Source organism: Streptomyces sp. NPDC047022 (assembly GCF_040644155.1).
Taxonomy (GTDB): domain Bacteria; phylum Actinomycetota; class Actinomycetes; order Streptomycetales; family Streptomycetaceae; genus Streptomyces.
This window is the reverse complement of the sequence record NZ_JBEYVV010000019.1, coordinates 105,024-129,993: the sequence shown is the minus strand read 5'-3', so window position 1 is coordinate 129,993 and position 24,970 is coordinate 105,024. Positions and strand designations below refer to the sequence as shown.

Sequence of the window (24,970 nt, the reverse complement as noted above, 5' to 3'; positions counted from 1 at the left end):
CATGCCGAGTGGTGGGGCCGGGTCACGGTTTGCCAGTGCCTGAACGCTTCCGTCGCGGATCAGCAGAGGCGGGGGGTGTCCGCAGTTCACGATCTGGACGAGCGGCTCGTCGTCGGGGATGTTCAGCAAGAGCGCCGTGATGAATCGCTCCGCGACGTGGCTGTTGTCGTCGATGAAATCGGCCAGGTAGCGGGTGACGCTCCGGTCCAGGGTGTTGGCCAGGTCTGTCAGGTCGGCGTGCCGGTCGGCGGCCTCGCGGAATGCGCCCATGAGGAGGGCCGACTCGCCGACGGCGTCCAGGCCCTTGCCACGGACGTCACCGATGATCATGCGTGTTCCGTGGGTGGTCCGTGCCGCCGTGTAGAGGTCACCGCCGATCTCTGCCTCCGCCGTGGCGGCCAGGTAGAAGGACGCGAGGTGCAGCTGCCCGAGACTGCGGGGCAAGGGGCGCATGAGTGCTCTCTGTGCTGCCTCGGACACATTACGTACCTGATCGAGTTGGCACTGCCGACGGTGGCGGGCTTTGGAGATGATGACGAGGAATACGCACAGCGCCGTGAAGACGGCGACCTGAATGGCGCCCTCAGCGTACTGCCCTGTGGAGATCGAGAGGGTCATGGCGAGGTAGATCTGCGCGCCGACGGTCAAGACGCCCACGACCGCGGTGTGCCGCGGCCCGCCGAACAGCTCAGCGATCAGCGGCGCCAATATCAGGAAGATGCCGCTCGGAACGCCACGGACCGGGGAAGGCGCATTGAGCGCCAGCACCACGGCGATGATCCCCAGGGGGATCAGGACCCACGCCTCGCATCGCAGCAATGGCACCCGGCGATTCCTCTTGCGCGCGGGCGGGCCCTCGGTCGGCCGGACGCTCATGCGGTTCCTCGGATTCTCATGCATCGTCACGGCAAGGCCAACAACGACTGCTGGACTACTGGCCGGTAGAGGCCCCGGGCCCCGCTCCAGCCGAGAAGACGGCCTCGCGAAACGACCGATTAATGAGCTTTCGGTACTTCAACAGGTTTGTCAATAGATCTATGTGTATGGAGTCACTTAGAGGGGATCGCCCCGGATCACGTAGCCGAGCTCGGTCTCGCCTTGGTCCCAGTCGTTCGTGAGCGGATGGTCGTGCCCTCGGTCAACGCCGTGGCGGACTGAGCCCCAAGATCCACCTGGCCTGCGCCGGACCGTGATCAACAAGTTCAAGCCCCGGCGGGGCATCGGTGAGGTCGACTCGGGGCGCCCTGCTGGTGTTTCCACCGGTGGGTTTCCCCGAGCCGCCTCCCGAACCCGGCGTGCCCGTCTCCGGGCACCGGGCTCTCCACAAATCCCGTTCCGGGGTGTTCAGTTCCTCATGCCGTAGTGGGCCACGGAGCCGGAATGAGTTTTCCCCGGTATCGGTATCTGGTCGTGCTTACCTTGGCCGGGTTAAACAGTTCCGCTTCCTCTGTGACGGGCCACCAGCCGCCGCCGTAATAGCGTCGACGGAGCTGTTTCCAAGTGATCCCGGGGTGCTTGCGTCGGATCCATCGTGTCACCCTCATCCACGCGTAGTGGCTGAGGTAACAGAAAGCGACGTTCGAAACTCCGGGACGGAAATACGCGCACCATCCCCGCAACACCGAGTTCAGTCGGTGGAGCAGGGACTCCAGCGGCAAGCCGACGTTCTGCCGTCCGGTCAGTTCCTTCACCTTGCCTGTGACGGAACGTACTGATTTCCGTGCCGGGTAGGTGTAGATGTACTGCCGATCAGTGCCAAGTTTCCGGTGACGCTGGATGCGCCATCCGAGAAAATCAAGGCCCTCGTCAATGTGCGTGATCTTTGTCTTCTCCACCGACAGGCCAAGGCCCATTGGCTTCAATGCCTCTGCGACCTCGTCGCGTAGTTCCTCGGTATGGTCTCGGCGCCCGAAGACGAGTACGAGGAAGTCGTCCGCATACCGGACCAGCCGGTAGTTGGGTAATCCTCGGCGCCGTCTCCTGCGCCGATCCTCGGAGGTGCCGTCTGGTCCTCCGAGGCCCTGGGCGATGTGCTCGTCCAGGACCGAGAGTGCGATGTTGGCCAGCAGCGGCGACAGGATCCCGCCCTGCGGGGTCCCGGTGCGTGTGTCCGTGAAGGCTCCGTCACGGGACAGGATCCCGGACTTCAAGAACGCCTTCACCAAGGACAACACCCGCTTGTCTCCGATTCGATTCCGCACCCGCTCCATGAGGGCCGGGTGCGCGATCTCGTCGAAGCACGCCGTGATGTCGCCCTCCACCACCCACTCGTATCCGTGGCTGGCGAGGTAGCGAGTCTCGGCGATCGCATCGTGAGCTCGGCGGTTCGGGCGGAACCCATAGGAACACGGGAGGAAATCCGCTTCGAATACCGGCTCCAGCACCAGCTTCAGGGACGCCTGGACCACTCGGTCCGCCACAGTCGGAATCCCGAGACGACGAAGCTTGCCATTCGCCTTGGGAATCATCCGCTCGCGGACAGGAACCGGATGGAAGCTGCGGTCTCTGATCTGGGCCCGCAGCTTGTCGAGAAATGCCTCGACTCCCTGCCCGGCCTCGATGGAGCGGGCGGTCTTCCCATCCACTCCGGCCGTGCGGGCACCCTTGTTTCCCCGGACACGGTCCCACGCCACCAACAGGAAGGCGGGATCGGCCACGAGGTTGAACAGGTCGTCGAACCTGCGATGAGAATCATCGGCAGCCCAACGGTGCAGCTTGGTCTGGATCTCCAGTACCCGGCGTTCGGCCTTCATCAAGGCCCATTCCAGCTCGTCGGTATTCACCGGCGACAGCCTCCTGGCATTCCAGTCTCCTTACTGCTGACTTGCTGGCCCCCTTCCCCATGTGACCGGCTTTCCCGGCCTCGGAGTACTACGGAGCCTCCGTCTTGCCCGACGGCCATCAGCCGGCGATGGGCCTGCCCCCGATCGGACTGGATGTCCGATATAGGAGCGACCGCGGACAGTTCCCACGTTCACCACGAGATCGATCGACAGGTGAGGTGCCCAGCTCTACCCCGGCAGCATCGCCACGCTTACGCCGCAGACTTTCGGCGTGGCCTCCCCACCGATGAGTAGAGTCGGCTTCGGAGTCGACCACCGACGAGCGCTGGTGGTCGTGCACTGCGTCCGGCCCAGATCCGCCAGGTTCGAGCCGGTGTCGTAATTACGGGGCGTCAGGCACTGATTTCTCGCGTGCACCTTCCTGTCTCGCTAGCCGGACCCGGGTCGTCTGGCAGTACCAACCCGTCCCGGCGTTGTCGGGGCTGCTTACCGCTCGCCTCGGCATCCCCCGAACCGAACTGCCCCCAGCTTCAACCGGATTGCTACGACAATCCGGTGGTGAAGGTCTCTCACCTCACTCGATTCCATGGCGCCTCGTGGCGCACCCACCCGGTACGACAAGACCCAGGCAGCTCACGGGATCTGGTGTACGCCTACACTCTCGCTGCGCTGATCGACGCATGCCTTGACGTGGCGGACTCGTTGACCAGGCCGAGCGGTGGGTGACGCTGTGGCGGTTTGGACGGACAAGGAGCAGCAGTGGCAGCGACTGGCAGGGCGGCGAGCCGATCCTGGCGTTGGTGCGGCGCGGCCGCCCTGGCCTCAGCCGGGTTCCCGGCCGTGTTCGCGCAGGCGACGCTCCTCGCGAACTGGTACGTGGAGCACCCGGTGATCGACCCCGGCGACGATTCACCTGGCGGCGGAAACATGGGGAACTTGCTCGCCTTGCCGCTTTTCGCCGTCGCTGCGATCGCCTGCCTGCTGTTCCCTCTGCTCTGGGGGATCGCGGCGTTTCGCATGCGGAAGGGCGCAGCGGTGAAGGATCTGCCGGAGATTTCCACCGTCCTGCAGGGGGTCACCTCGCTGGTGGCACTTCCGGTCGCCAAGGCCCTGCCTTACAACTGGGCCAACGTCACAATCCTCGTCGCCGCAGACCTGGTCGCGCTGGGCACCGTCCTGAGACCGCTCTGGTCGCGTCGGACAGGTCCTAGGTCGGCGTAACGGCTTTGAAGCGCCGGCCGCAGCCGGCGCGGCCGCCACCTCGTCCTCACTCGCCCCGCCAGCGCCTCCAACACCCGGTCGACTGCCTCGCTCACCTCAGTGCTCGTGACCGCTCGAAGCGGGCATCGGACCCGCGTTCTTGACCGTCAGCGCCAGCAACTTCTTGCCGGTCGGGCCGATTTGAATCTGAGTGAGGTCTTCATCGCAAATCTCTTGCCGCCCTTGCCTCGACGTCGTGAACCAGATCCGCGTCAGGCACGACGCAGGCCCCCAGCTTGGGAAGCTGCGGCCCCTTGCGGGCGGCTCGGGCTCTGACCTGCGCGAACGGCTGTGATGCAGCCTCTGGTGCTGCAGGTCGGGCCGACTCTTCGTACTCGAAGGCGGGCCGTCGGCGACCATCGCGTCACTGACCCCCTGCACCACGAGAGTGTGATCGGCGGCGACCCCGGGAGAGCCGCCGCCGATCAGGTCCGTCAGCGCATATCTACGAGGAGGGTGTTGAGTTCAGCCTCCTGCTGGGCCGGCGACATCGGGGGGTTCGGGTGATCGATGCCGAAGGTCTTCAGGACGCGGTCCATCTGGGCGTCGATGAACGTCCAGCCGGTGTTGTCCAGCGGCTGCAGCGAGGACTGGTCGGCATCCCAGAGATCACGCAGCGACTGGGCAGCGGCGTGGGCCCCGGTCGCGTTCCCCGACCGTGCGTCCTTGAGCGAGGTCGATGCGAGTGCCCTCAGTGCGTCGGCCTTCGCGGGCGGGAACTTCTTCACCGCCTGGCCAGGGGCGAGTTGAGCGGTGGACGTGGCGTCGGTCTCCGGCGCCGGGCCGACGTGCGGCTGGCTGTGCGCCCAGACCAGCAGGCCCCCGGTGGCAACGGCGAGGAGGCCGAAGCCGGCCAGCGCGATGCGCTCCCTGTGCGGGTTGGCGGTGACCTGCGGAGTGTGCGTGGCCTCGTAGGTCTCGGTCACGTCGGAGCGCGTCACCGTCAGGTAGATGACAGTCGCCAGGATCAGGCCCAGGAAGATCAGGCTGGTGGTGAAGGTGCCCAGTGCGAGGCCGGTCGGGTCGCCCGGGTTCTGAGCGACCTTCGGGGAAGCGAGCCAGTCGCCGATGTTGGCGCCCAGCGGGCGGGTCAGGATGTAGGCGAGCCAGAAGGACAGCACCGGGTTCGCGCCGAACTTCCACAGCAGCGTGATCGCCGCGATGAGGCCGAGCGGCAGCAGGACCGAGACTCCCGGGCTCCAGCCGGTGAGCTCGAGGGTCCAGTCGCCGGTCGCGGTGCCGAGCGCGAAGGTGACGAGAACGGCGAGCCAGTAGAACGACTCACGCGGCAGCGTCATGACCGAGTGGATCGAGAGGGTGCGCTCGCGCAGCCACCACACGCCGAAGACCACGGCGAGCAGGACCGAGAACACGGCGGAACTGATCCACAGTGGCACGTTGAGCTGGTCGGTCAAGATATCGGTGTACAGCGTGCCCGTGACACTGACAACGACCACGGTCAGCCAGTACGGGAACGGGACGTACCGCTTCAGCCGCAGTTGGACACCCAGAACCACCACGAACACGGCGGTGAAGATCCAGGCCGTGTTCACCAGGCCGACGCCCAGCTTCATGTTGATCCAGTCGGCGAAACTCTCACCGACGGTCGTGCACAGGATCTTGATCACCCAGAACCAGATGGTGACCTCGGGAACCTTGTTCAGCATCAGCCGCCCACGGCGGCGCGTGCGGGCTTCGCTCGTCGTTGTCATGCGACGAAGTTGGCTCGGCCAACCTGCACACAACCTGACTACGCGATCGCCTATGGCGTGGGGAAGGTCACCTCGACGCGACCGTGACCATCCGCGATCGCACGCACCGCCACTCCCGCGGACGCGGCGAGACGCCTTACCACGGCCAGCCCCAGCCCCTGCCCGTTGCCGCTGGTCACGCCCGCTTCGAAGACCCGATCAACCTCCGCCGGATCGAAACCCGGGCCATCGTCGAGGACATCGACCACGACACCCTGGGGCTGGATGCGCGCCGTGACCCAAACGCGCGAACTCGCATGCCGCAGGCCGTTCTCCAGCAGGGGTGACAACACAGCCACGGCGAGATCGGTTGCCACGGCGACGTCGACATCGGCCGGTATGGCGAGTTCGATGGATCGACCGGCGATCGCCTGTCGCGCCGCCGCCCTGAGATCGCAGCGGGTACTGCCATCGATCCGTGTCCGGGCGGCACTCAGAATCGTCGAGATCGCCGTGTTCAGGCGGTCGACCTCGGTCAGAACAGACTCTGGTGCCAGATGGTGACCGGAGAGTTGCGCCAGCTGCGCCTCGCCCCGCAGAGCCGTCAAGGGGGTCCGCAATTCGTGGGCGATCTCATCGGTGAGCCGGCGCTCGTCCGCGAGCGCGTTGTCCACGCGGTCAAGCAGGCGATCAAGAGTTCGCCCGAGCTCCCCGAATTCATCGTGCGGAACGCCGAGGTCGAATCGGCGCCCGGGCTCGTGATCGCCCCAGTCGTCGGCAAGAGCGGCCATGTCATGAACCACCCGCAACGCACGACCCACCACGAGGTACGCGACGACGCCTGCGAGCAGGATCGAGATGCCACCCAACATGAGCGACATCGCCAGGCTGCGCTGCTCTGATGTCTCGTACGGCGTCAGGTCCACCCTCACGACCGCCACGACGCGGTGGCCCTCGAGCTGGATCGGCTGGGCATACAGCAGGTATCTGCCGACCGTGGTGGTCCGGGACCGCCCGGAGCCTGCAAGCGCCTCGACGCGGTCAAGGAGGCTGCCCGGCACGATCCCGTCAATGAGGTGCCCATCGGCATACACCCACGAGACCGTGTCCAGCGCTTCGTTGCCGCCCTCGATCAGCACGACGTGGCCACGGCGTACGGATACGTTCGCCGCCACCGCCTCTGCACGCGTATGCGCCAGAGCGTTCGCGTCGGCGTCGGTCACCCGGCTCAGCAAGACGTGCGAGACCACCACCAGCACTGCGACCACCGCTGTCGCGATCAGAATCGCAAGCGCGACGACTCTCCCACGGAAGCGCGTCACTCCCATCGATAGCCCACCCCACGGACCGTAGCCAGGCGATCGGCCACGCCCAGCGCACCGAGTTTGGTCCGTAGCCGGCGAACGAAGGAGTCGAGGGTGTTGTCGCTGACCTGCGCGCCATGCGGCCAACCGGCAGCAACGAGGGCGTGGCGGCGCACGGCTTCGCCCTGCGAGGCTATAAGCCTGCCCAGCAACCGAAACTCGGTCGGCGTCAGGCTCTCGCTCGTGGAACCGTAGATCACGACATGTTTGGCCGGATCGAGAACGACGCCCCTTGGTGGGGTCGTGGCGGTCGTCCTGCGCAGCAGGGCGCGGACCCTCACCAGCAACTCCGGGATGTCGAACGGTTTCGTCATGTAGTCGTCGGCTCCCGCCTCGAAGCCGCCCACCTTGTGATGCATGCCGTCCAGAGCGGTGAGCATCAGCACGGGGGCATCGACGCCACGTGCCCGCAGCGCCAGGCAGACATCGCGACCGTCAGCGTCCGGGAGCCCCAGATCCAGGACGACCAGGTGAGGGACCGGATCAAGGTGCCGCAGCAGGCTGTCCGCCGTAGAAGCGGCTGCGACCGTATGGCCGTCGTGCTCGAGTGCGCGCTTGAGGACGTCGCGGACCGCTGCGTCGTCTTCGCACACCACAATAAAAGCCACACGCTGACCCTAAGTACTCCAGCGGGGTTTCTCCATTATCCCTGGTCAGCGCCCTGGTAGTCGGAGTGGCTCCCGCTGCGGAAAGGAGGCTCGGGGGTCGACAAGTCACGCAAGCGGGCAGGCCCCTCAGACCCACCCATTCCACCTCGGAAACGATGTACCGGTACTTCCAGGGCCCGGCAACGACGTCCCAGAGCGCGCCGACGGCGCCGACGGGCGAGGAACCGAAGCGCCGACCGCAGCCGGCACCGCGGCCACCTCCTCCTCGCTCACCGCCGCCAGCGCCTCGACCACCCGATCGAGCGCCTCGCCCACCTCAGTGCGCGTGACCGCTCGAAGCGGGCGCCGGCGCAGAGATCTTGACCGTCAACGGAAGCAACTTCTTGCCGGTCGGGCCTACTTGTACCCATGTATCCATCTGCGGGCAGACGCCGCACGCCGATCTGGCACGAGAGCCGATCACGCCCAGCCCGCAGTACTCGGCAGGATTCTTGTCGAGGTACTGCTGGTGGTGATTAACAGTCGGCCGCGTGGAAGTCGCCCCCCGCGGCGACGACCCGCAGGGCAGTCACGGAAGCTGAGCCAGGCGAGCTTCCCGATCACGAGGAAGTCCCCGTCGTCGGCCTCGATGAGGTCCGGAGAGGACTGCCCCGTCGCACTGCCCCGCTCGGCGGGCTCGATCCGATCCGGCGCATGAGGGCTCCTTGGTGACAGGATCGGTGTCATGGGCACCGAGAGGGTGTGGGCGTACCGAGTGGAGGAGCCACACGGCTCGGAAGGCTGGCGTCCCTACGGCGGCCACTCCCATCGGTGGCGGGGAAGGGTCACCACCGAGTCCCGGAGCGAGGACGCCAGATACGTCGCCGCCCTCGTCGCCACCGACCTTGTGACCGAGTGGAAGGTGAACGGCGTCAGCGAGCAGCACGTGCGCGTGATCGTGTGGGCGGGCGAAGAAGGCACCGGCCCCGAGGACGCGGTCTTCACGCTGGAGATCCAGCCCGACGTCGACGGAAAGTGACCAATCGGTGCCGTGTCCGCGCACTGCGGGATACCGGCCCGATCGTCGAGTCGATCTCCTGGTGCCCGGCCAGTGCAGATCGACGCCCGCCACAGCAGCGAGCTCAGGCCCACTCCACCTCTGAGCGAATGCGCGAGCAGCCTTCCGACTCCGGCAGGGGCGTACGGAGGCTCCGCGTCGGGGCCGCCGGCCGACATCCAGAAACGACGACAGCAGCCACCGCAGCCGCTACCTCCTCCTCACTCACCCCCGCCAGGGCCTCCACCACCCGATCAAGTGCCCAGATGGGGTGCCTTCCGGCTGGAGAGCGTGGTTCTCAATGGGGTGTGCTCCACCTGCCAGGCGTGATGCGCGTGGGCGGGGTCGGCCGGAGTCCGGCGGGTGCCGGGTGAGAAGACGATCACCTTCCGGGAAGGAGCAGCACCGAGGAGCCGCGCTACCGAAAGTTGACGGGCCGACCCCGTCACAACCCATACTGATGCAATAGATTAGTTGTTGCAAGCTCCTCGCAATAAGTGCGTAGGCTGTCCCCGGACGATCACCCACTGGAAAGGAGACGTGCCTGATGGGCACCTACACGCTTCCCGACCTGCCCTACGACTACGCCGCGCTGGAGCCGGCCATCACCGGGCAGATCCTGGAGCTGCTCCACGCCAAGCACCATGCCGCCTCCGTCAAGGGCGCCAACGACACCCTCGAACAGATCTCCGAGATCCGCGACAAGGACCAGATCACGCCCACCGGCCTGGTCGGCCTAGAGAAGACCTACGCCTTCAACCTCTCCGGGCACGTCCTGCACTCGATCTTCTGGCAGAACCTCTCCCTCGGACGGCGGCGACCGCCCCGACGGCGCCCTCGCCAACGCCATCGACGAACACCTCGGCGGTTTCGAACAGTTCAAGAAGCAACTCACCGTGGCCACCTCCTCCGTCCAGGGCTCCGGCTGGGGCGTGCTGGCGTGGGAGCCTCTCGGGCGCCGCCTGGTCGTCGAGCAGGTCTACGATCACCACGGCAACGTCGGCCAGGGCACCGCCCCGCTGCTCGTCTTCGACGCCTGGGAGCACGCCTACTACCTGCAGTACAAGAACGTCCGCCCCGACTACGTCACCAAGCTGTGGGACCTGGTCAACTGGGAGGACGTCGCCGCCCGGTACGCCGCGGCGACCGGCGCCTGACCACGTGACCGCACCGTCACCCGGCGGTCCGGGAGGTACCCTGCTTCTCGGGCCGCCCGGCGGCATACGCCTCACCGTCATCCCCGCAGGAAGCATCGCTCCCCACCTCGGCGCACTCGCCCACCTCGCGCATGCCGCCTTCACGCCCCACCCGTGGTACGCCGCGCCGATCGATACCGCCCGCCTGATCGATCGCCTCATCCGCGACGCTCACCATCTGGCATTCGTCTTGGTCCTTGCCGAGGACACCTCCGGTTGCCCGGTGGGCTTCGCCTACGGCCGCCGCGGTGGCCACCTGGCTGCCCTAGCGGAGCGACTACCAGCAAGCAGCGCGCCGCCCTTCGAATTACGCGAACTCGCGGTCGTCCCACATGCGTGCGGCCACGGCATCGGAGCAGCGCTGCACGACAGGCTCATCAACACCTCACCAGCAGGGCCCCGCTGGCTGCTCACCCACCCGCACGCCGCACCGGCCCTGGCGCTTTACCGCTCACGCGGTTGGCACACCGCAAAAGTTCTGCACCTGCCCAATGACAAAGTCCGCATCCTCATGCACCGCCCGTGGTAGGGATGAGCTCGCGTCTCTCTGCAGGTTGGGACGCACGCCTCCGCCGGAGGCTGGTTCTGACCGTGGCCGGTCTCTGCGGTGCTCGACTCATGGCCTCTGGTCCTATCCACACATGGGCGCGCGTCGGCGCAGTGCGCGGTGAGCGGGCCGACGGCAGGAGCGCAGCGCGCAGCGGAGCCGGGAAGCGCGCCCGGCGGAGCGGAGCGCAGCCGGGGCTTGAAGCCAGTGGAATGGGTCGGAACTCAGCCGTAGCGAGCTCAGACCCACTCCACCTCTGAGCGGATGCGCGAGGAGTCTGCCGGCTCCGGCAGGGGCGTACGGAGGTTCCGCGTCGGGGCCGCCGACCGACGTCCAGAAACGCCGACAGCAGCCAGCGCAGCCGCTACCTCCTCCTCACTCACCCCCGCCAGGGCCTCCACCACCCGATCAAGTGCCTCGCTCACCTCAGTGCGCGTGACCACTCGAAGTGGGCGCCGGACCAGCGTTCTTCACTGTGAGCGGCAGCAGCTTCTTACCGGTCGGGCCTACTTGTACCCATGTATCCATCTGCGGGCGGTCAACTACGCACAACCAGCGCCAAGGCACCTCGCTGATCGACGCACCTACTGCCGAAGACGCCTGTCCAGACCTCCTCGTCGCGATCTGATGTCACGCCGGGCTGAGGGCGACGTCGGCTTCACTGGGTCGGACCAAGCACCTCGTCGGCACTGCGCGGCTCTGTACGCGGCTGCTGGTTGAGCTTGTGGCGCGTGATAGAGGATCGCCGGTAGACCTCCTTGCGAGCCCGCATGATGTTGCCCAGGGGCGCGTGCTCCGCGGTGACCCGCCAGGGCGTGAAGGACAGTGCGTCCATCTTCTCCAGGTTCTCCGGGCTGGAGATGTCCTGCTGTGGCAGCCGTAGCTTCGCCACGGTGACCGGCGGCGAGAGCTGTTCAGGCCATTCCACGGTGGTGTCCTCCACCGGCATGCGTTCCAGGTCGGTGCAGAGTTGGACCTGGATGTCGAAGACGTAGGGACGCTCTTGTAGTTCGGCTTGCAAGGCCGGTCGGAAGACTTCCGGCGCGGAGGTCGGGTCGATGGTGCGCCGGACCACCGCGGCGGCGGAGGACGGGTCGGGGGTGATGTGCACCTTGGCGATGTAGTCCCCGTGCCGGACCGCGCCCATCGTCCAATAGCTCGACAGCAGCACGTTCGCCGGAGGGGTCTTCGACAGGCGCAGGAAGGCCAGGAACTCGTCCCACGCCCAGTCGTCCTGGTCCAGTGTCCCCTTCCCGGTCACGAACTCGGTGAAGAAGCGACGCGCGCCGGGTCGGCCCTGGGAGAAGTAGGCCGGCGCGTCCAGGAACAGTTCCTGGATGAACAGGTAGTGCTCGACCGTGTTGCAGAAGAAGATCGGGCCGTTGATGTTGGCGTAGTCGAAGGTGCCTGCGTCCGGTTCGTCTTCCAGCAGGGTCGTGCCGGGGATGCCAAACATCTTCAGTGCCAGTCCGGTGGCGGCGCCCAGTCGTGCGTCAGCCCCGGCATGAGGCGAACCGTTGGAGAAACGGATGAGCGCGTCGTGGGTTCCCGGAGTCGCGTAGATGCCTTGGGCGTACTCGGGGGAAAGCCCGTCCAGGATCTCCACTTCCCCTCGGACCAGACCGTAGCCCTTGGCGTGGGCATCGCGGAGGGCCTGTCCAGTGCCACCGGCGCTGACCGACTCGGCGATGTACCTCTCGGTCTTTTCGATCACCTTCTGCAGGCTCTGCTCGAAGTCCGGGTCGTCGTCTTCGACGTCCGGCGTGTAGCGGACGAACTGTGCTGCCATGACTTCGACCTCTCCTCGAAGACCTTTGTCGGATCTCAGGAGGCATGAACTGCCCTCAGTCCTCCAACTCCGCGAGCCAGCGCAAGGCACGCAGCCCCGGCACGAAGCAGTACTCCCCGCCCCGGGTGACCACGAAGCTGGGCAGGTTTTGCAGACGACGCCGGACCGGCTTCTCCGGGATGGTGACGGTGCCCGTTCCGCCGTGATGCCCGGCCACCGCGTCCTTTTCGCCGGGGTATCCGATGAAGTTGCCGTCGTTCATCCACTCGGCCTTGATGAACTCGAACTGCCGTTCCAGATGGGCGCCGAGGAACACTCCGACCAGACCACGGTCGGCGCCGTCGTCCTCCAGCACACCCTCCGGCAGCGGCGGGCCATAAGTGGTGCCGCGGCGGATGAGACGGTGCATCCGTGCATCGCCGATGATGGTCGAATCGCGGGGGTTGGCGCGCCGGATGTGCGCACCGGCGGGGCAGCGGAACCCTCGATCGTCGTTCTCCCGGTACAGGAAGTTGTTTACGCGGTGCGGATCGGCAGCCAGCTCCGGATCGTCGTGCTCCGGCGACAGCTCCAGCGGTGCCCCGCTCGGCCAGCGCCCCACCAACTTCGCCGCCAGGAGCGCCTCCTCCTCGGCGCCGGAGCTGTTCGCGCGCAAGTACCGGCGCCAGGCCGCCACGTTGGTGTGGATCTTGCGCACGGCTGCGTAGGTCCCGTTGCAGCCCAGCACATCGGGTGTGGGCATGGGCGGCATGTTCCCGGTTTCGTCGGGGTAGCCGAGGATGAACTCGCCGGCCTTGATGGGGGTTTCCTGCAGGTTGGAGCCGGGCAGTCCGACGCCCTCGATGTTCGGATGGCTGATGCCGTCACGGAAGCCGAAGGTGGTGCGCCCGGTCGGGAGCTGGCGGACCTCCTGCTGCCAGATCACCTGGATACCGGGCGTGTCCTCGAAGGCGACACAAGCCTGCTCCAGCTTCTCGCTCAGCTGTGCCGCATCGGAGGCGAGGGCACTCAACGCGATGTGGACATCGCCCGTTCCAAACGGTGCCTCCCAGTGGGCCGGCGCGCTCTCGCCCACGTCGCCGATCAGCTCCGCCCGAGCGGCCATGCCCTCGCGAAACGCCCGCGGAAAGCTGTCCAGCGACTCCTGAGGCACCCCTAGGGCCCTCAGCCCCTGGTAAGTGAACGCCACCGCCACCCAGGCATCCTGGCTCCGGTCCGCGCTGGGCAGGCCACCCGAGGTCACCGGGAGCAGCCGTCGCAGCAGGGCGCGCCCGGCGTGTCGGTCATCGACGCGCAGGAAGATGAACTTTCCCTCGTAGGGCACGGGCCGCGGGCGCAGGGCTCCGCTCTGGACGTCGTCGATCTCGACGCGCACGCCGGCCGCGTTGCGGCTGTCCGCGGTGTTCATGATTGCTTGTGCCTCCACATCGGTCTCTACCCGGGCAGCCCCGCAGCGGCCGACCCCGCCTACCGATGCGGTCCAACGTTGGATCTGATCCGAGAGCCGGTTATGTCCGGCTTCTGGGCCGTCCGGGTTCTAGGCAGAGGCTTCCTCCAGCAGCTTCTGGAAGGCAGGCGTGGCCACCAATTCCGCATTGGCCGGGTTCTCCAGCGCCGCCCGGTATTCGGAGGTGTCCAGCACCTCCTGGAACGCTTCGTCCACGCGCTGGTCCTTGTAGATCTGCTGAACGGTCAGATCGGGGTAGGCGCTGACGAAGACGCCTGCGGGCTCCTGGTGGGCGAGGAACCAGTCCTTGGCCCCTGGATCTTTTACGCCGGGGAACCCTTCGCTGTGTGAAAAGACCTTGTCGAAGCGGGCCCCGACCACCGTCTTGGCGAAGTCGTCGATGTAGGTGTCCCACGAGCCGTCGAAGACGCTGGCGAACATGAACCTCGTGTCATTGTCGAAGATGACGTGCCGTGCGTCATGCAGCGTGCCGATCTGGCGCACCGCCGCATGGACATTCTCGTCATTCGCCGCGTCGGCCATCTCGGCGAGATCCTCACGCAACGCATCGGCCTCGCCCGGCTTGATCTTGGTGAAAACGGTGAACTCGTTACAGACCCCGTCCATCCTGCCCGGGTGCTCATGGTGAGCCGACGGGGTTGCGCCTGTCGTCGCGGCCATCGCGAGGTCCTCCTGCCACAGATCAGTGCGAGGATCCCCAAGCGCCCGGGCATGAGGCGCGAGCGCCCTCACATCGCCAATCCTCCCTGCGGCTGACCTGCCTCGCATCTCGGTCCCTGGGCGCTGTGGTCACCTGGGGTGGTAGCTAGAAGCTCCGGCAATTGCAGGGTCGCCTGCCCTCTGCGACAGGCCGACGTCAGGGTCCTCGCGCCCTGAGAAGCTCCCGAGGACAGATCCGGCCAGGCGCAGGAAAATGGAATTCGGTGAGACGTGCCGAGTACGTCGTCATCACCGTTGCCGGGCAGCCAGCCCCTTCCGCGCGGCCGCGTAGACAGCGCCGCAGCCCATCGCGCACCAGCCCGTTGCGCCGCGCAGGCGGCCAGGTCGCCAGCTTCCGCCGCCCCCTGCTCCACTGGATCTCCACCCGGAGGCAACCATGGGCCACGTTCTCGGTGACGTGCTGGGGTTCGCGGCCGCGGTCGCCGTCAGCCCGCTCCCGATCATCGCAATCATCCTCATACTCGCCACGCCTCGGGGACGCCTCAACGGAGTCCTCTTCACCGTCGGCTGGATCCTGGGACTCTCGGCTCTGGGCGCGGTGATGCTGGCGATCGCCTCTCCCGCAGGTGCCTCCTCCCACGGTCACCCGGCTACCTGGGTGGGAGCCCTCAAGCTCGCGTTGGGCCTGTTCCTCGTTCTCTTCGGCGCCCGGCAATGGCACCGGCGCCCGAAGGATCCCTCGCAAGCCCAACTGCCGAAATGGATGGGCGCGATCGACCGTCTCACGCCGGTCAAGGTCTTCGCACTCGGACTGGCCTTGGCCGCGCTCAACGCCAAGAACGCCCCGCTGACCATCGCCGCGGGCGCCGCGATCGGCTCAGCCGGACTGCCGGCCGGGCAGGAGATCGCGTCGCTGGCAATCTTCGTCGTGATTGCCACCCTCGGCCTGCTGGCCCCGCTGGCAGTCTTCCTCCTCGGAGGAGAGCGAGCCAAGACCACACTCGCCAACTGGAAAGAGTGGGCAGCTCAGCACAACGTCGCCGTGATGGCCGTCCTATTCTCCGTCCTCGGGCTGAAGCTGTTCGGAGACGGCATCTCCATCCTCGTCTCCTGACAGGCTTACCCAGGCATGACGGTGTGGTCGCTCACGGACGTGCAACAGACCAACGAGCCCCCTCCCCATCAGGAAAGGGGCTCGAGGCGTCTGGCAGTCGCGCACAGACCTGGAATGGAGCTCAGACCCACTCCACCTCGGAGACAATGTGCGGAGATCGTCTAGGGCCCGGCAGCGGCGTCCGAGAGAACACCGGCGGCACCGACGGACGAGAGCTCGAAGCACCGGCCGCAGCCACCTCCTCCTCGCTCACCCCCGCCAGCGCCTCAATCACCCGATCGAGAGTCCCGCTCACGTCAGTGCGCGTGATCACTCGAAGCAGGCGCCTGACCTGCGTTCTTGACCGTCAGCGGAAGCAACTTCTTGCCGGTCGGGCCGATTTGGATCTGAGTGTCCATCTGAGGGCACACCCCGCAGTCGAAGCACGGTGTCCAGCGGCAGTCCTCGACCTCTGTCTCGTCGAGGGCGTCCTGCCAGTCCTCCCAGAGCCAGTCCTTGTCGAGGCCGGAGTCGAGGTGGTCCCAGGGGAGGACCTCCTCGTAGGTGCGCTCGCGGGTCGTGTACCAGTCGACGTCCACGCCGAACTCCGCCAGCGCCTTGTCCGCGCAGCTCATCCAGCGGTCGTACGAGAAGTGCTCGCGCCAGCCGTCGAAACGGCCGCCGTCCTCGTAGACGGCGCGGATCACGGCGCCGATGCGACGGTCTCCGCGGGAGAGCAGGCCCTCGACGATGCCGGGCTTGCCGTCGTGGTAGCGGAAGCCGATGGAGCGCCCGTACTTCTTGTCGCCGCGGATCTTGTCGCGCAGCTTCTGCAGGCGCGCGTCCGTCTCCTCGGCGCTCAGCTGCGGGGCCCACTGGAAGGGGGTGTGCGGCTTGGGGACGAAGCCGCCGATCGAGACCGTGCAGCGGATGTCGTTGGATCCGGAGACCTCGCGGCCCTTCTGGATCACATGCGTGGCCATGTCGGCGATCTGGAGGACGTCGTCGTCCGTCTCCGTCGGCAGGCCGCACATGAAGTACAGCTTCACCTGGCGCCAGCCGTTGCCGTAGGCGGTGGCGACCGTGCGGATCAGGTCGTCTTCCGAGACCATCTTGTTGATGACCTTGCGGATGCGTTCCGAGCCGCCCTCGGGGGCGAAGGTGAGGCCCGAGCGCCGGCCGTTTCGGGTGAGCTCGTTCGCCAGGTCGATGTTGAACGCGTCCACCCGGGTCGACGGAAGCGAGAGGCCGATCTTGTCCTCCGCGTAGCGGTCGGCAAGGCCCTTGGCGATGTCGCCGATCTCGCTGTGGTCGGCGGAGGAGAGGGACAGCAGGCCCACCTCCTCGAAGCCCGTCGCGTTCAGGCCCTTCTCGACCATGTCGCCGATGCCGGTGATCGAGCGCTCACGCACCGGGCGGGTGATCATGCCCGCCTGGCAGAAGCGGCAGCCGCGCGTGCAGCCGCGGAAGATCTCGACGGACATCCGTTCGTGGACCGTCTCCGCCAGCGGGACGAGAGGCTGCTTCGGGTACGGCCACTCGTCGAGGTCCATGACCGTGTGCTTGCTCACGCGCCACGGAACGCCCGACTTCTTGGGGACGACCCGGCCGATACGGCCGTCGGCGAGGTACTCGACGTCATAGAACGCCGGTACGTACACCCCGCCCGTCTTCGCCAGGCGGAACAGCAGCTCCTCGCGGCCACCCGGACGGCCCTCGGCCTTCCAGGCACGGATGATCTCGGTGACCTCCAGGACGGCCTGCTCGCCGTCGCCGATCACCGCGCAGTCGATGAAGTCCGCGATCGGCTCGGGGTTGAAGGCCGCGTGGCCGCCCGCGAGCACGATCGGGTCGTCCAGAGTCCGGTCCTTGGACTCCAGGGGGATGCCCGCCAGGTCCAGGGCCGTGAGCATGTTCGTGTAGCCGAGCTCCGTGGAGAAGCTCAGGCCGAAGACGTCGAAGGCCTTCACCGGGCGGTGGCTGTCCACCGTGAACTGCGGGACGCCGTGCTCCCGCATCAGGGCCTCCAGGTCCGGCCACACGCTGTAGGTGCGCTCGGCGAGGACGCCCTCCCGTTCGTTCAGCACCTCGTAGAGGATCATGACGCCCTGGTTGGGCAGTCCGACCTCGTACGCGTCCGGGTACATGAGCGCCCAGCGGACGTCACAGGTCTCCCACGGCTTGACCGTGGAGTTGAGCTCTCCGCCGACGTACTGGATCGGCTTCTGCACATGCGGGAGCAGAGCTTCGAGCTGCGGGAACACCGACTCGGCGGCTTCGGCAGACATCTCGCGTCTTTCGTGAGCTGGACTGAACTTACAGGGGTGACCATCAAGCCTAACGCGAGCGCGGCGCGACCACGGACGCCCGGAGAGGGCAGGCGGCCTTCCTGGACGGACGCGGTGTCGCGTCAGAGCCTCAGGTCGCCCTGCGCCGTCCGCCACACCTCCGGCAGTGCCTCCTCCGCCGACGCCGCGCGCTGCTCCTCGCGCCCGTACAGGACGCCGTAGGTGAAGGTGTTCTCCCCCGCCGCGTAGGCCTGGGCCGACAACTCCCGCAGTGTGCCCCGGGCCATCACGCTGTCCTGGTGGTCCCCGAGCAGCGACTGCAGCGACTTCATCGACTTGACCAGGGACTCCGCGGGCTTGCCCAGTGCCGGGGTGGCGGCCTCGGCCGCGTACCGGGTGCGCTTGGCCTTCTTGCGGGCCTCGTGCATCGCGAGGTCCCGGTCGGGGCCCGGTGGCAGGTCCAGGGCCTGGCCGACCAGGCCGGCGACCTTGCGGAAGTCCTTCCTCACGGCCTTCGCGACGGCCTTGGAAGGGTCCTTCGTCGCCGCCTTCAGCAGGGGCGGGCCGTCGACCAGGGCGTCCAGCGCGTCCAGCAGGTCCAGATAGCGTCTGCTGTCGAGCACCGCGATCAGGCGGCGCCGGGATCCACCGCGACGGGCGTTCGACCAGGTGCGCAGGCGTCCGCGGACGGGGCCGGCGATCAGGGTGCGGGGCAGCGCGGACACGGCGGCCGTCAGGTGTTCGGTGAGGACTTCCCGGTCGCGGTCGACTCCCAGTTCGCCCGCCAGCCACTTCAGCTCGTCGGCGAGCGGGTCGGTGACGCCCCGGTCGAGGATCTTCCCGAACGAGCGGAACGTGCTGCGCAGCCGCCGGGTGGCCACACGCATGGAGTGCACGGAGTCGAAGACGTCACGGCGCACCGCGGGGTCCAGGGCGACGATCGCGTCCCGCTGGGCCCGGACATAGGCGAGGACGTGGTCGCCCGCGGTGACCGGCGGTTCCTGTCCGGCGGCGGCCACGGCCGGTGCGGCGCGGCCGCCGGTCTCCTCCAGGGCTCTGGCCAGTTTGGACGCGGAGGAGGAGCGGCTGACGCCTGCCTTGCGGAGTTTCTTGTCGACCTTGTCGAGGAAGGCGGGGTCGCCGTCCTCCGCCAGTTCGACCTCGATCTCGGTCCACTCGGCGCGGCCCTTGCCGCCGCTGAGCCGCTCGGCGCGCACCCGGTCGAGGCTGACCTCGGCGAGCAGGGCGCCGTCGGAGTCCACGAGGTGGCGGACGTCGCGGGCGGAGCGCAGCCGGACGACGGGGACGAGTGCGGCGTCGCGGACGCGGGAGCGCACGAGGTCGGTCAGGGGGCGCGGGATGCCGTCCGAGAGCGGGGCGTGGACCTCGTCCCGTACGCCCTCGGAGACGGGCAGTTTGAGGTGCCAGCCGGCGTCGTCGCCGCCGGTGCGGCGGCGCAGGGTCAGCGAGGCCCCGGCCAGCCGCTGGTCGGCCGTGTCGAAGTAGGTGGCGTCGAGTTCGGCGACACCCTTGTCGACCACGGCCGCGACACCGCCGACGCGGGTCAGGTCGGGCAGCGGGTCCCCGGCCACGGCTTCATACTTACGCTCGATTTCGCGCTTGGTGTCCGCCATGCACCGAATCTAGTGCCAATCGGGCCTGCGGGGCAGAGTCGGCCGAGGTTCGTCCGGAACCCGCGCCTGTGCCCTCCGCCCCGCGCCCCGCGTCCTACGCCGACAGCGGTCTCTGCACCCGGATCGACTGCAGCAGTCCTACCGCTATCCAGACCGCGAACATGGACGAGCCGCCATAGGACACGAACGGCAGCGGGAGGCCCGCGACGGGCATGATGCCGAGGGTCATGCCGATGTTCTCGAAGGACTGGAAGGCGAACCAGGCGATGATCCCGGCGGCGACGATCGTGCCGTACAGCTCGGTCGTCTCACGGGCGATCCGGCAGGCGCGCCAGAGGATGACGCCGAGCAGGAGGATGATCAGGCCCGCTCCGATGAAGCCGAGCTCCTCCCCCGCGACCGTGAAGACGAAGTCCGTCTGCTGTTCCGGCACGAACTGTCCGGTCGTCTGTGAGCCGTGGAACAGTCCTTCGCCGGTCAGCCCGCCGGAACCGACCGCGATGCGCGCCTGGTTGGTGTTGTAGCCGACGCCCGCCGGGTCCAGATCGGGGTTGGCGAACGCGGCGAAGCGGTTGATCTGGTACTCGTCGAGGATGTGCAGCTGCCAGACGGCGACCGCCCCGAGGGCGCCCGCGCCGATCAGGCCGAACACCCAGCGGTTGGAGGCGCCCGAGGCGAGCAGCACGCCCAGCACGGTGACGGCCATGACCATCGTGGAGCCCAGGTCGGGCATCAGCATGACGATCATCATCGGGATGGCGGCCAGGCCCAGGGCCTGCGCCACGGTCCGGTGGTCGGGATAGGGCTTGTCACCCGCGTCGACCCGGGCCGCGAGCAGCATGGCCATGCCCAGGATGATCGTGATCTTCACGAACTCGGAGGGCTGGAGGGAGAATCCGCCGCCGAAGACGATCCAGTTGCGGTTGCCGTTGATGGTGGCGCCGAGCGGGGTGAGCACCAGCAGGATCAGCAGGAGCGAGATCCCGTAGAGGATCGGCACGGCGGTGCGCAGGGTGCGGTGGCCGAGCCAGATCGTGCCGATCATCAGGGCGAGTCCGATGCCCGTGTTCATCAGGTGCCGGACCAGGAAGTAGTACGGGTCGCCCTGGTTGATCTCGGTGCGGCCGCGGGTCGCCGAGTAGACGAGCGCCGTGCCGATCGCGGACAGAGCGATGGCCGACAGCAGTATCGGCCAGTCGAGGCGGCGGGCGAGGCCGTCGCGGGCGAAGATCCGCGTCCAGCCCGCCCGCTCGGGTCCGTATCCGGAGACGGAGAAGTTGTGGGCGGTCACGTCAGGATCCTCCGCCTCTTCTTCGGGCGGGCCGACCGCCTGCGGGTGTCACGGTTGGTCGCCGTCGGTGAGGGGACGGTGGCCGACGGGTTGTCGGTCGGGGACTGCTGCTGGTCCTGCCCGGTCACCTTGTTCGCGTTCGGGTCGTACTTCTGGATCTTCGGGGCCACGATCGAGCCGTCGCGCTGGATCTCCGGCAGGCCCTGCTGCGGGCTGTAGAGCAGGGCCTTCTTCTTGTCGATCGAGCCGTCGCTCTGGACTCCGTACAGGGCGTTGTAGATGTTGTGCACGGCCTGACCGGAGGCTCCCGAACCCGTACCGGCCTGGGAGATGGTCATGACGACCGAGTAGTCCTTGGAGTACGTGGCAAGCCATGAGGTCGTCTGCTTGCCGTAGACCTCCGCGGTACCGGTCTTGGCGTGCAGCGGGATCTTGTCCTGCGGCCAGCCGCCGAACTTCCAGGCGGCGGTACCGCGGGTGACGACGCCCGCGAGAGCCTCGTCCATGACGTCCCGGGTCTTGGCGTTGATCGGCAGCTTGCCGTGGGCCTTGGGCTTGATCTCGGTGATGTTCTTGCCGTCGGGGCTGATGACCGCCTTGCCGATGGTCGGGTTCCACAGCGTGCCGCCGTTGGAGATCGCCGCGTAGATGTCGGCCTCCTGTATCGGCGTCAGGAGCGTGTCGCCCTGGCCGATGGAGTAGTTGATCTCGTCGCCCTCGCGCATCCTGTTGCCTTCGAGGCAGTTCTCGTACGCGATCTTCTCGACGTAACTGCCGTCCTTTTTGCCGGTCTTGCACCAGAAGTCCTTGTTGGCCTTCCAGAAGTCCAGCTTCCACTGGCGGTCGGGGACGCGGCCGGAGACCTCGTTCGGCAGGTCGATGCCGGTGGGCTTGCCGAGGCCGAACTGGTGGGCGGCCTTGAAGAAGTAGTCCTTGGGCTGACCCTTCTTCGGGTTGATGCCGCCGTCCTTCTTCCACTCGTTGTCGGCGAGGCCGTAGAAGACGGTGTCGCAGGAGACTTCGAGGGCCTTGCCGATGGAGATCGGGCCGAAGTTCTCTCCCTCGAAGTTCTTGAAGACCTGGCCGCCCACCGAATACGAGCTCGTGCACGGGTAGTGGCCGTCGAAGGGGTAGCCGGCCTCGACGGCGGCCGCCGTGGAGACCACCTTGAACGTCGAGCCGGGTGCCGACTGCCCCTGGATGGCCCGGTTGAGCAGCGGGTAGTCGGAGTCCTTGCCGGTGAGCTGCTTGTAGTCCTTGGCGGAGATGCCACCGACCCACACGTTCGGGTCGTACGTCGGGGCGGAGGCCATGGCGACGATGCGGCCGGTCTTGGCCTCCATCACCACGACGGCGCCGGAGTCCGCCTTGTAGTTCTCGCCGGTGATGGAGTCGAACTGGGTGCGGGCGGTCTTCATCGCCGTGTCCAGCTCGTACTCCGCGACCCGCTGGACGCGTGCGTCGATGCTGGTGACGAGGTTGGAGCCGGGTTCGGCCGCGTCGCTCTTGGCCTTGCCGATGACGCGTCCGAGGTTGTCGACCTCGTAGCGGGTGACGCCGGCTTTGCCGCGCAGCGCCTTGTCGTACTGGCGTTCAAGTCCGGAGCGGCCGACCTGGTCGGAGCGCAGATACGGGGAGTCGGTGTCCTTGGCCTTCTGGATCTCGTCGTCGGTGACGGGCGAGAGATAGCCGAGCACCTGGGCGGTGTTGGAGTCTCCGGGTCCCGGGTAGCGGCGCAGGGCTTCCGGCTCGGCGGTGATGCCGGGGAAATCCTCGGAGCGCTCGCGGATCTGCATGGCCTGCTTGGGCGTGGCCTCGTCGGTGATGGGGATCGGCTGGTAGGGCGAGCCGTTCCAGCAGGGCTGTGGCGTCTTCGCGTCGCACAGCCGGACCTTCCCGATGACGTCCTGGGGCTGCATGCCCAGCACCCCGGCGAGCTTGGTGAGGACTCCCTTGCCGTCGTCCTTCATCTTCAGCAGATCGGTGCGGGAGGCGGAGACCACGAGGCGGGTCTCGTTGTCGGCGAGCGGGACGCCGCGCGCGTCCAGGATCTCGCCGCGCACGGCGGGCTGGACGACCTGCTGGACGTGGTTGCCGCTGGCCTCCTTGGCGTACTCGGCGCCGTTGCGGATCTGGAGGTACCAGAGGCGGCCACCGAGGGTGCCGAGGAGGGAGAGCACAAGGATCTGGATGACGACGAGCCGGATCTGGACGCGGGGCGTCCGTCCGGTCTCGGGAATGTTGGTCACTGCGCTGCCTCCCCTCTCAGTGCGTGGACGTGTGTGCGTGTGCCCGTACGGATGGAGAACGCGGGACGGGCGCGGCCCCGTTCCAGCGGAACTTCCCCGTTCGGGTGAACTCGGGCGGGAACTCGGGCGGGTTCACAGCCGCTTGACCCCCTTGATGCGTCCGGCGCGGGCGACCCGGGCCCTGGCCGCCTTGACCCGCAGTACCCCGCGCTGGCTGCCGATGCGCAGCCCGGTGCCGGAGGAGAGCCAGCCGGAGGAGACGTCGGACGCCTTGGCGGAGCTGGTCTCGGAGAGCGGGTCGTTGTCGAGACGGCGGGCAAGGGCCATGACGACGGGGACCACGAACGGCGCGAGCAGCAGGTCGTAGAGGGCGGCCGTGAACAGCAGGCTGCCCAGGCCCACATGACGGGCGGCCGTGTCGCCGACGAGGGCGCCCACGCCCGCGTACAGCAGGGTCGAGCCGATCGCGGCGGCGACCACCACGGCCATCGGGCCCGTCGCGGACTTCAGACGGCCGTTCTCGGGCTTGGCCAGGCCGGCGAGGTAGCCGACGACACACAGCACCAGGGCGTAGCGTCCGGCGGCGTGGTCGGCGGGCGGTACCAGGTCGGAGAGCAGACCCGCGCCGAAGCCGACGAGGCAGCCGCCGACATGGCCGTAGACCATGGCGAGGGCGACGACGGTCAGCAGCACCAGGTCGGGGACGGCACCGGGCAGGTGGAGACGGGCGAGGGCGCTCACCTGGATCACCAGGGCGACGACGACCAGGGGGGCGGAGAGCAGAATCCGGTTGAAGCGCATCTGTTCAGCTCCTAGGGCGTCTGCTGGTCGTCGGGCTGGGGACTGTCCGGTGTCTGCTGGTCGCCCGGCGACTGCCCGCCCCCGGGAGACTGCTGACTGTCGGGCGACTGCCCGCCGTCAGGCGACTGACCCTCGGCAGAGGGCGTGACGGTGACGGTCACGGTCGGTGTGGGCTGCGCCTGGGGCTTCGGGGGCAGAACGGCGTCGCGCGGGTCCTTCTTGGGCGCCTGGACGACCACCCCGACGACATCCAGCTTGGTGAAGGACACGAAGGGCGTCACATAGATCGTGCGGGTGAGGTCGCCGCCGGAAGGGTCGACGCGGGAGACCACGCCGACCGGGACGCCGGGCACGAAGGGCTTGTCGGCCTCCGAGCCGAAGGTCACCAGACGGTCGCCCTTCTTCACGTCCGCCTTGCCGTTGAGGAGCTGGACACGCATCGGGCGGTCGCCCTGCCCGGTGGCGAAACCGAGTTCGTCGCTGCCCTCCATACGGGTGCCGACGGTGAAGTCGGGGTCGTTGGCGAGCAGCACGGTCGCGGTGTCCGGGCCCACGGTGGTGACCCGTCCGACCAGGCCCTCGCCGTTGAGGACGGTCATGTCGCGCTTGATGCCGTCCTTGGCGCCCACGTCGATGGTCACGGTCCAGGAGAAGCCCTGGGCCGCTCCTATGGCGATGACCTCGGCGCCCTTGATCCCGTACTGTCCCTCGCCCGCCACGCGGATCATGTTGTCGAGCTGTTTGAGCCGACTGCGGTTGCGGTCGTCGCTGCCCAGCTTCGCCTTCAACGCGGCGTTCGACTGCTCCAGTTGCGCGATGCGGTCATGCCGGCTGCCTGAGTCGCGCACGGCCGCGATCGCGTTGCCGACGGGGTCGACGGCGGACGACACCCCGTTCTCGATCGGGCCGAAGACCGTGGCAGCAGCCTGGCGGGCACCTTCGACCGGTGAATCCTGGCCGCCACGGATGTCCACCGTGATCAGTGCGAACGCGATGGCGATCAGCAGCACCAGGAGCAGCCGGCTCTCTCGTGTGTCCCTCACGTGCGGCGGCCGTGCCTTCCTCGTCGGAATGTGTGGGCGGGCATCCCGGGTGCGCTGGTCCGCTGGGCACGGACCCCGCGGGCGATACCTGGTGGCAGGCACGACCCGCTGGGCGCGGTCCCGGGGTCGACCGGGGGGTCGGTCCCGGGGTGATCCGGGGTCAGTCAGG

18 protein-coding genes and 1 pseudogene are annotated in these 24,970 nt (G+C 67.6%); 5 read left to right on the top strand and 14 right to left on the bottom strand.

Annotated features, from left to right (window positions below):
• A partial coding sequence (locus tag ABZ845_RS20725) for a PP2C family protein-serine/threonine phosphatase (protein WP_360981705.1) occupies positions 1–876 on the bottom strand: 876 nt, incomplete at its 3' end.
• Between the two features lie 476 nt (positions 877–1,352).
• Positions 1,353–2,783 carry a group II intron reverse transcriptase/maturase gene (ltrA, locus tag ABZ845_RS20720; RefSeq protein WP_360981703.1) on the bottom strand — a complete coding sequence of 477 codons (1,431 nt, stop codon included), beginning with the start codon at positions 2,781–2,783 and terminating at the stop codon, positions 1,353–1,355.
• A 759-nt stretch (positions 2,784–3,542) separates the two neighbouring features.
• Here ltrA and ABZ845_RS20715 point away from each other — a divergent pair.
• Entirely contained in the window at positions 3,543–4,004 is a 462-nt protein-coding gene (locus ABZ845_RS20715; protein ID WP_360981701.1) for a hypothetical protein, read from the top strand.
• A gap of 473 nt (positions 4,005–4,477) precedes the next feature.
• Here the strand turns inward: ABZ845_RS20715 and ABZ845_RS20710 are convergent, their stop codons facing one another.
• From ABZ845_RS20710 to ABZ845_RS20700, 3 genes are read right to left on the bottom strand one after another with little or no spacing between them, the layout of a single operon-like run.
• Positions 4,478–5,755: a hypothetical protein gene (locus ABZ845_RS20710; RefSeq protein ID WP_360981699.1), complete on the bottom strand. Its 1,278-nt coding sequence runs from the start codon at positions 5,753–5,755 to the stop codon at positions 4,478–4,480.
• A 50-nt stretch (positions 5,756–5,805) separates the two neighbouring features.
• The gene (locus tag ABZ845_RS20705) at positions 5,806–7,062 is read right to left on the bottom strand and encodes a HAMP domain-containing sensor histidine kinase (RefSeq protein WP_360981697.1); all 1,257 of its coding nucleotides are present in this window, start codon (positions 7,060–7,062) and stop codon (positions 5,806–5,808) included.
• Positions 7,053–7,706, bottom strand: coding sequence for a response regulator transcription factor (locus ABZ845_RS20700; RefSeq protein ID WP_360981695.1), 654 nt, complete (start codon positions 7,704–7,706; stop codon positions 7,053–7,055). Before ABZ845_RS20700 ends, ABZ845_RS20705 begins: the two co-directional genes overlap by 10 nt.
• A 724-nt stretch (positions 7,707–8,430) precedes the next feature.
• Between ABZ845_RS20700 and ABZ845_RS20695 the strand changes: the two genes are divergently transcribed.
• From ABZ845_RS20695 to ABZ845_RS20685, 3 genes and pseudogenes are all read left to right on the top strand, one after another.
• On the top strand, positions 8,431–8,724 hold the full coding sequence (locus tag ABZ845_RS20695) for a hypothetical protein (protein ID WP_360981693.1): 294 nt from the start codon (positions 8,431–8,433) through the stop codon (positions 8,722–8,724).
• A 565-nt stretch (positions 8,725–9,289) separates the two neighbouring features.
• A pseudogene (locus ABZ845_RS20690) lies at positions 9,290–9,899 on the top strand (superoxide dismutase).
• A gap of 4 nt (positions 9,900–9,903) precedes the next feature.
• The gene (locus tag ABZ845_RS20685) at positions 9,904–10,467 is read left to right on the top strand and encodes a GNAT family N-acetyltransferase (protein ID WP_360981690.1); all 564 of its coding nucleotides are present in this window, start codon (positions 9,904–9,906) and stop codon (positions 10,465–10,467) included.
• Positions 10,468–11,143: 676 nt separating this feature from the next.
• Here the strand turns inward: ABZ845_RS20685 and ABZ845_RS20680 are convergent.
• The 3 genes from ABZ845_RS20680 to ABZ845_RS20670 form a co-directional block, all read right to left on the bottom strand.
• On the bottom strand, positions 11,144–12,274 hold the full coding sequence (locus ABZ845_RS20680; RefSeq protein ID WP_360981687.1) for a catalase family protein: 1,131 nt from the start codon (positions 12,272–12,274) through the stop codon (positions 11,144–11,146).
• A 55-nt stretch (positions 12,275–12,329) separates the two neighbouring features.
• A complete protein-coding gene (locus ABZ845_RS20675; RefSeq protein ID WP_360981684.1) occupies positions 12,330–13,682 on the bottom strand; it encodes a Dyp-type peroxidase in 1,353 nt (450 codons plus the stop codon).
• A 129-nt stretch (positions 13,683–13,811) separates the two neighbouring features.
• Entirely contained in the window at positions 13,812–14,402 is a 591-nt protein-coding gene (locus ABZ845_RS20670) for a hypothetical protein (RefSeq protein WP_360981681.1), read from the bottom strand.
• 436 nt (positions 14,403–14,838) lie between these two features.
• Between ABZ845_RS20670 and ABZ845_RS20665 the strand changes: the two genes are divergently transcribed.
• Positions 14,839–15,516 (top strand): GAP family protein, encoded by a 678-nt coding sequence (locus ABZ845_RS20665; RefSeq protein ID WP_360981679.1) that lies wholly within the window; start codon positions 14,839–14,841, stop codon positions 15,514–15,516.
• A gap of 296 nt (positions 15,517–15,812) precedes the next feature.
• Here ABZ845_RS20665 and ABZ845_RS20660 read toward each other — a convergent pair whose 3' ends face one another.
• From ABZ845_RS20660 to mreC, 6 genes are all read right to left on the bottom strand, one after another.
• Positions 15,813–17,783 carry a TIGR03960 family B12-binding radical SAM protein gene (locus ABZ845_RS20660; protein ID WP_360981676.1) on the bottom strand — a complete coding sequence of 657 codons (1,971 nt, stop codon included), beginning with the start codon at positions 17,781–17,783 and terminating at the stop codon, positions 15,813–15,815.
• A gap of 122 nt (positions 17,784–17,905) precedes the next feature.
• A complete protein-coding gene (locus ABZ845_RS20655) occupies positions 17,906–19,417 on the bottom strand; it encodes a CYTH and CHAD domain-containing protein (protein ID WP_360981673.1) in 1,512 nt (503 codons plus the stop codon).
• A gap of 94 nt (positions 19,418–19,511) precedes the next feature.
• Positions 19,512–20,708: a rod shape-determining protein RodA gene (gene rodA / locus ABZ845_RS20650; RefSeq protein WP_360981670.1), complete on the bottom strand. Its 1,197-nt coding sequence runs from the start codon at positions 20,706–20,708 to the stop codon at positions 19,512–19,514.
• The gene (gene mrdA, locus ABZ845_RS20645) at positions 20,705–22,957 is read right to left on the bottom strand and encodes a penicillin-binding protein 2 (protein ID WP_360981667.1); all 2,253 of its coding nucleotides are present in this window, start codon (positions 22,955–22,957) and stop codon (positions 20,705–20,707) included. Before mrdA ends, rodA begins: the two co-directional genes overlap by 4 nt.
• A 132-nt stretch (positions 22,958–23,089) precedes the next feature.
• Positions 23,090–23,758, bottom strand: coding sequence for a rod shape-determining protein MreD (mreD, locus tag ABZ845_RS20640; RefSeq protein WP_360981664.1), 669 nt, complete (start codon positions 23,756–23,758; stop codon positions 23,090–23,092).
• A gap of 11 nt (positions 23,759–23,769) precedes the next feature.
• A complete protein-coding gene (gene mreC, locus ABZ845_RS20635) occupies positions 23,770–24,801 on the bottom strand; it encodes a rod shape-determining protein MreC (RefSeq protein WP_360981661.1) in 1,032 nt (343 codons plus the stop codon).
• Positions 24,802–24,970: the final 169 nt, after the last annotated feature.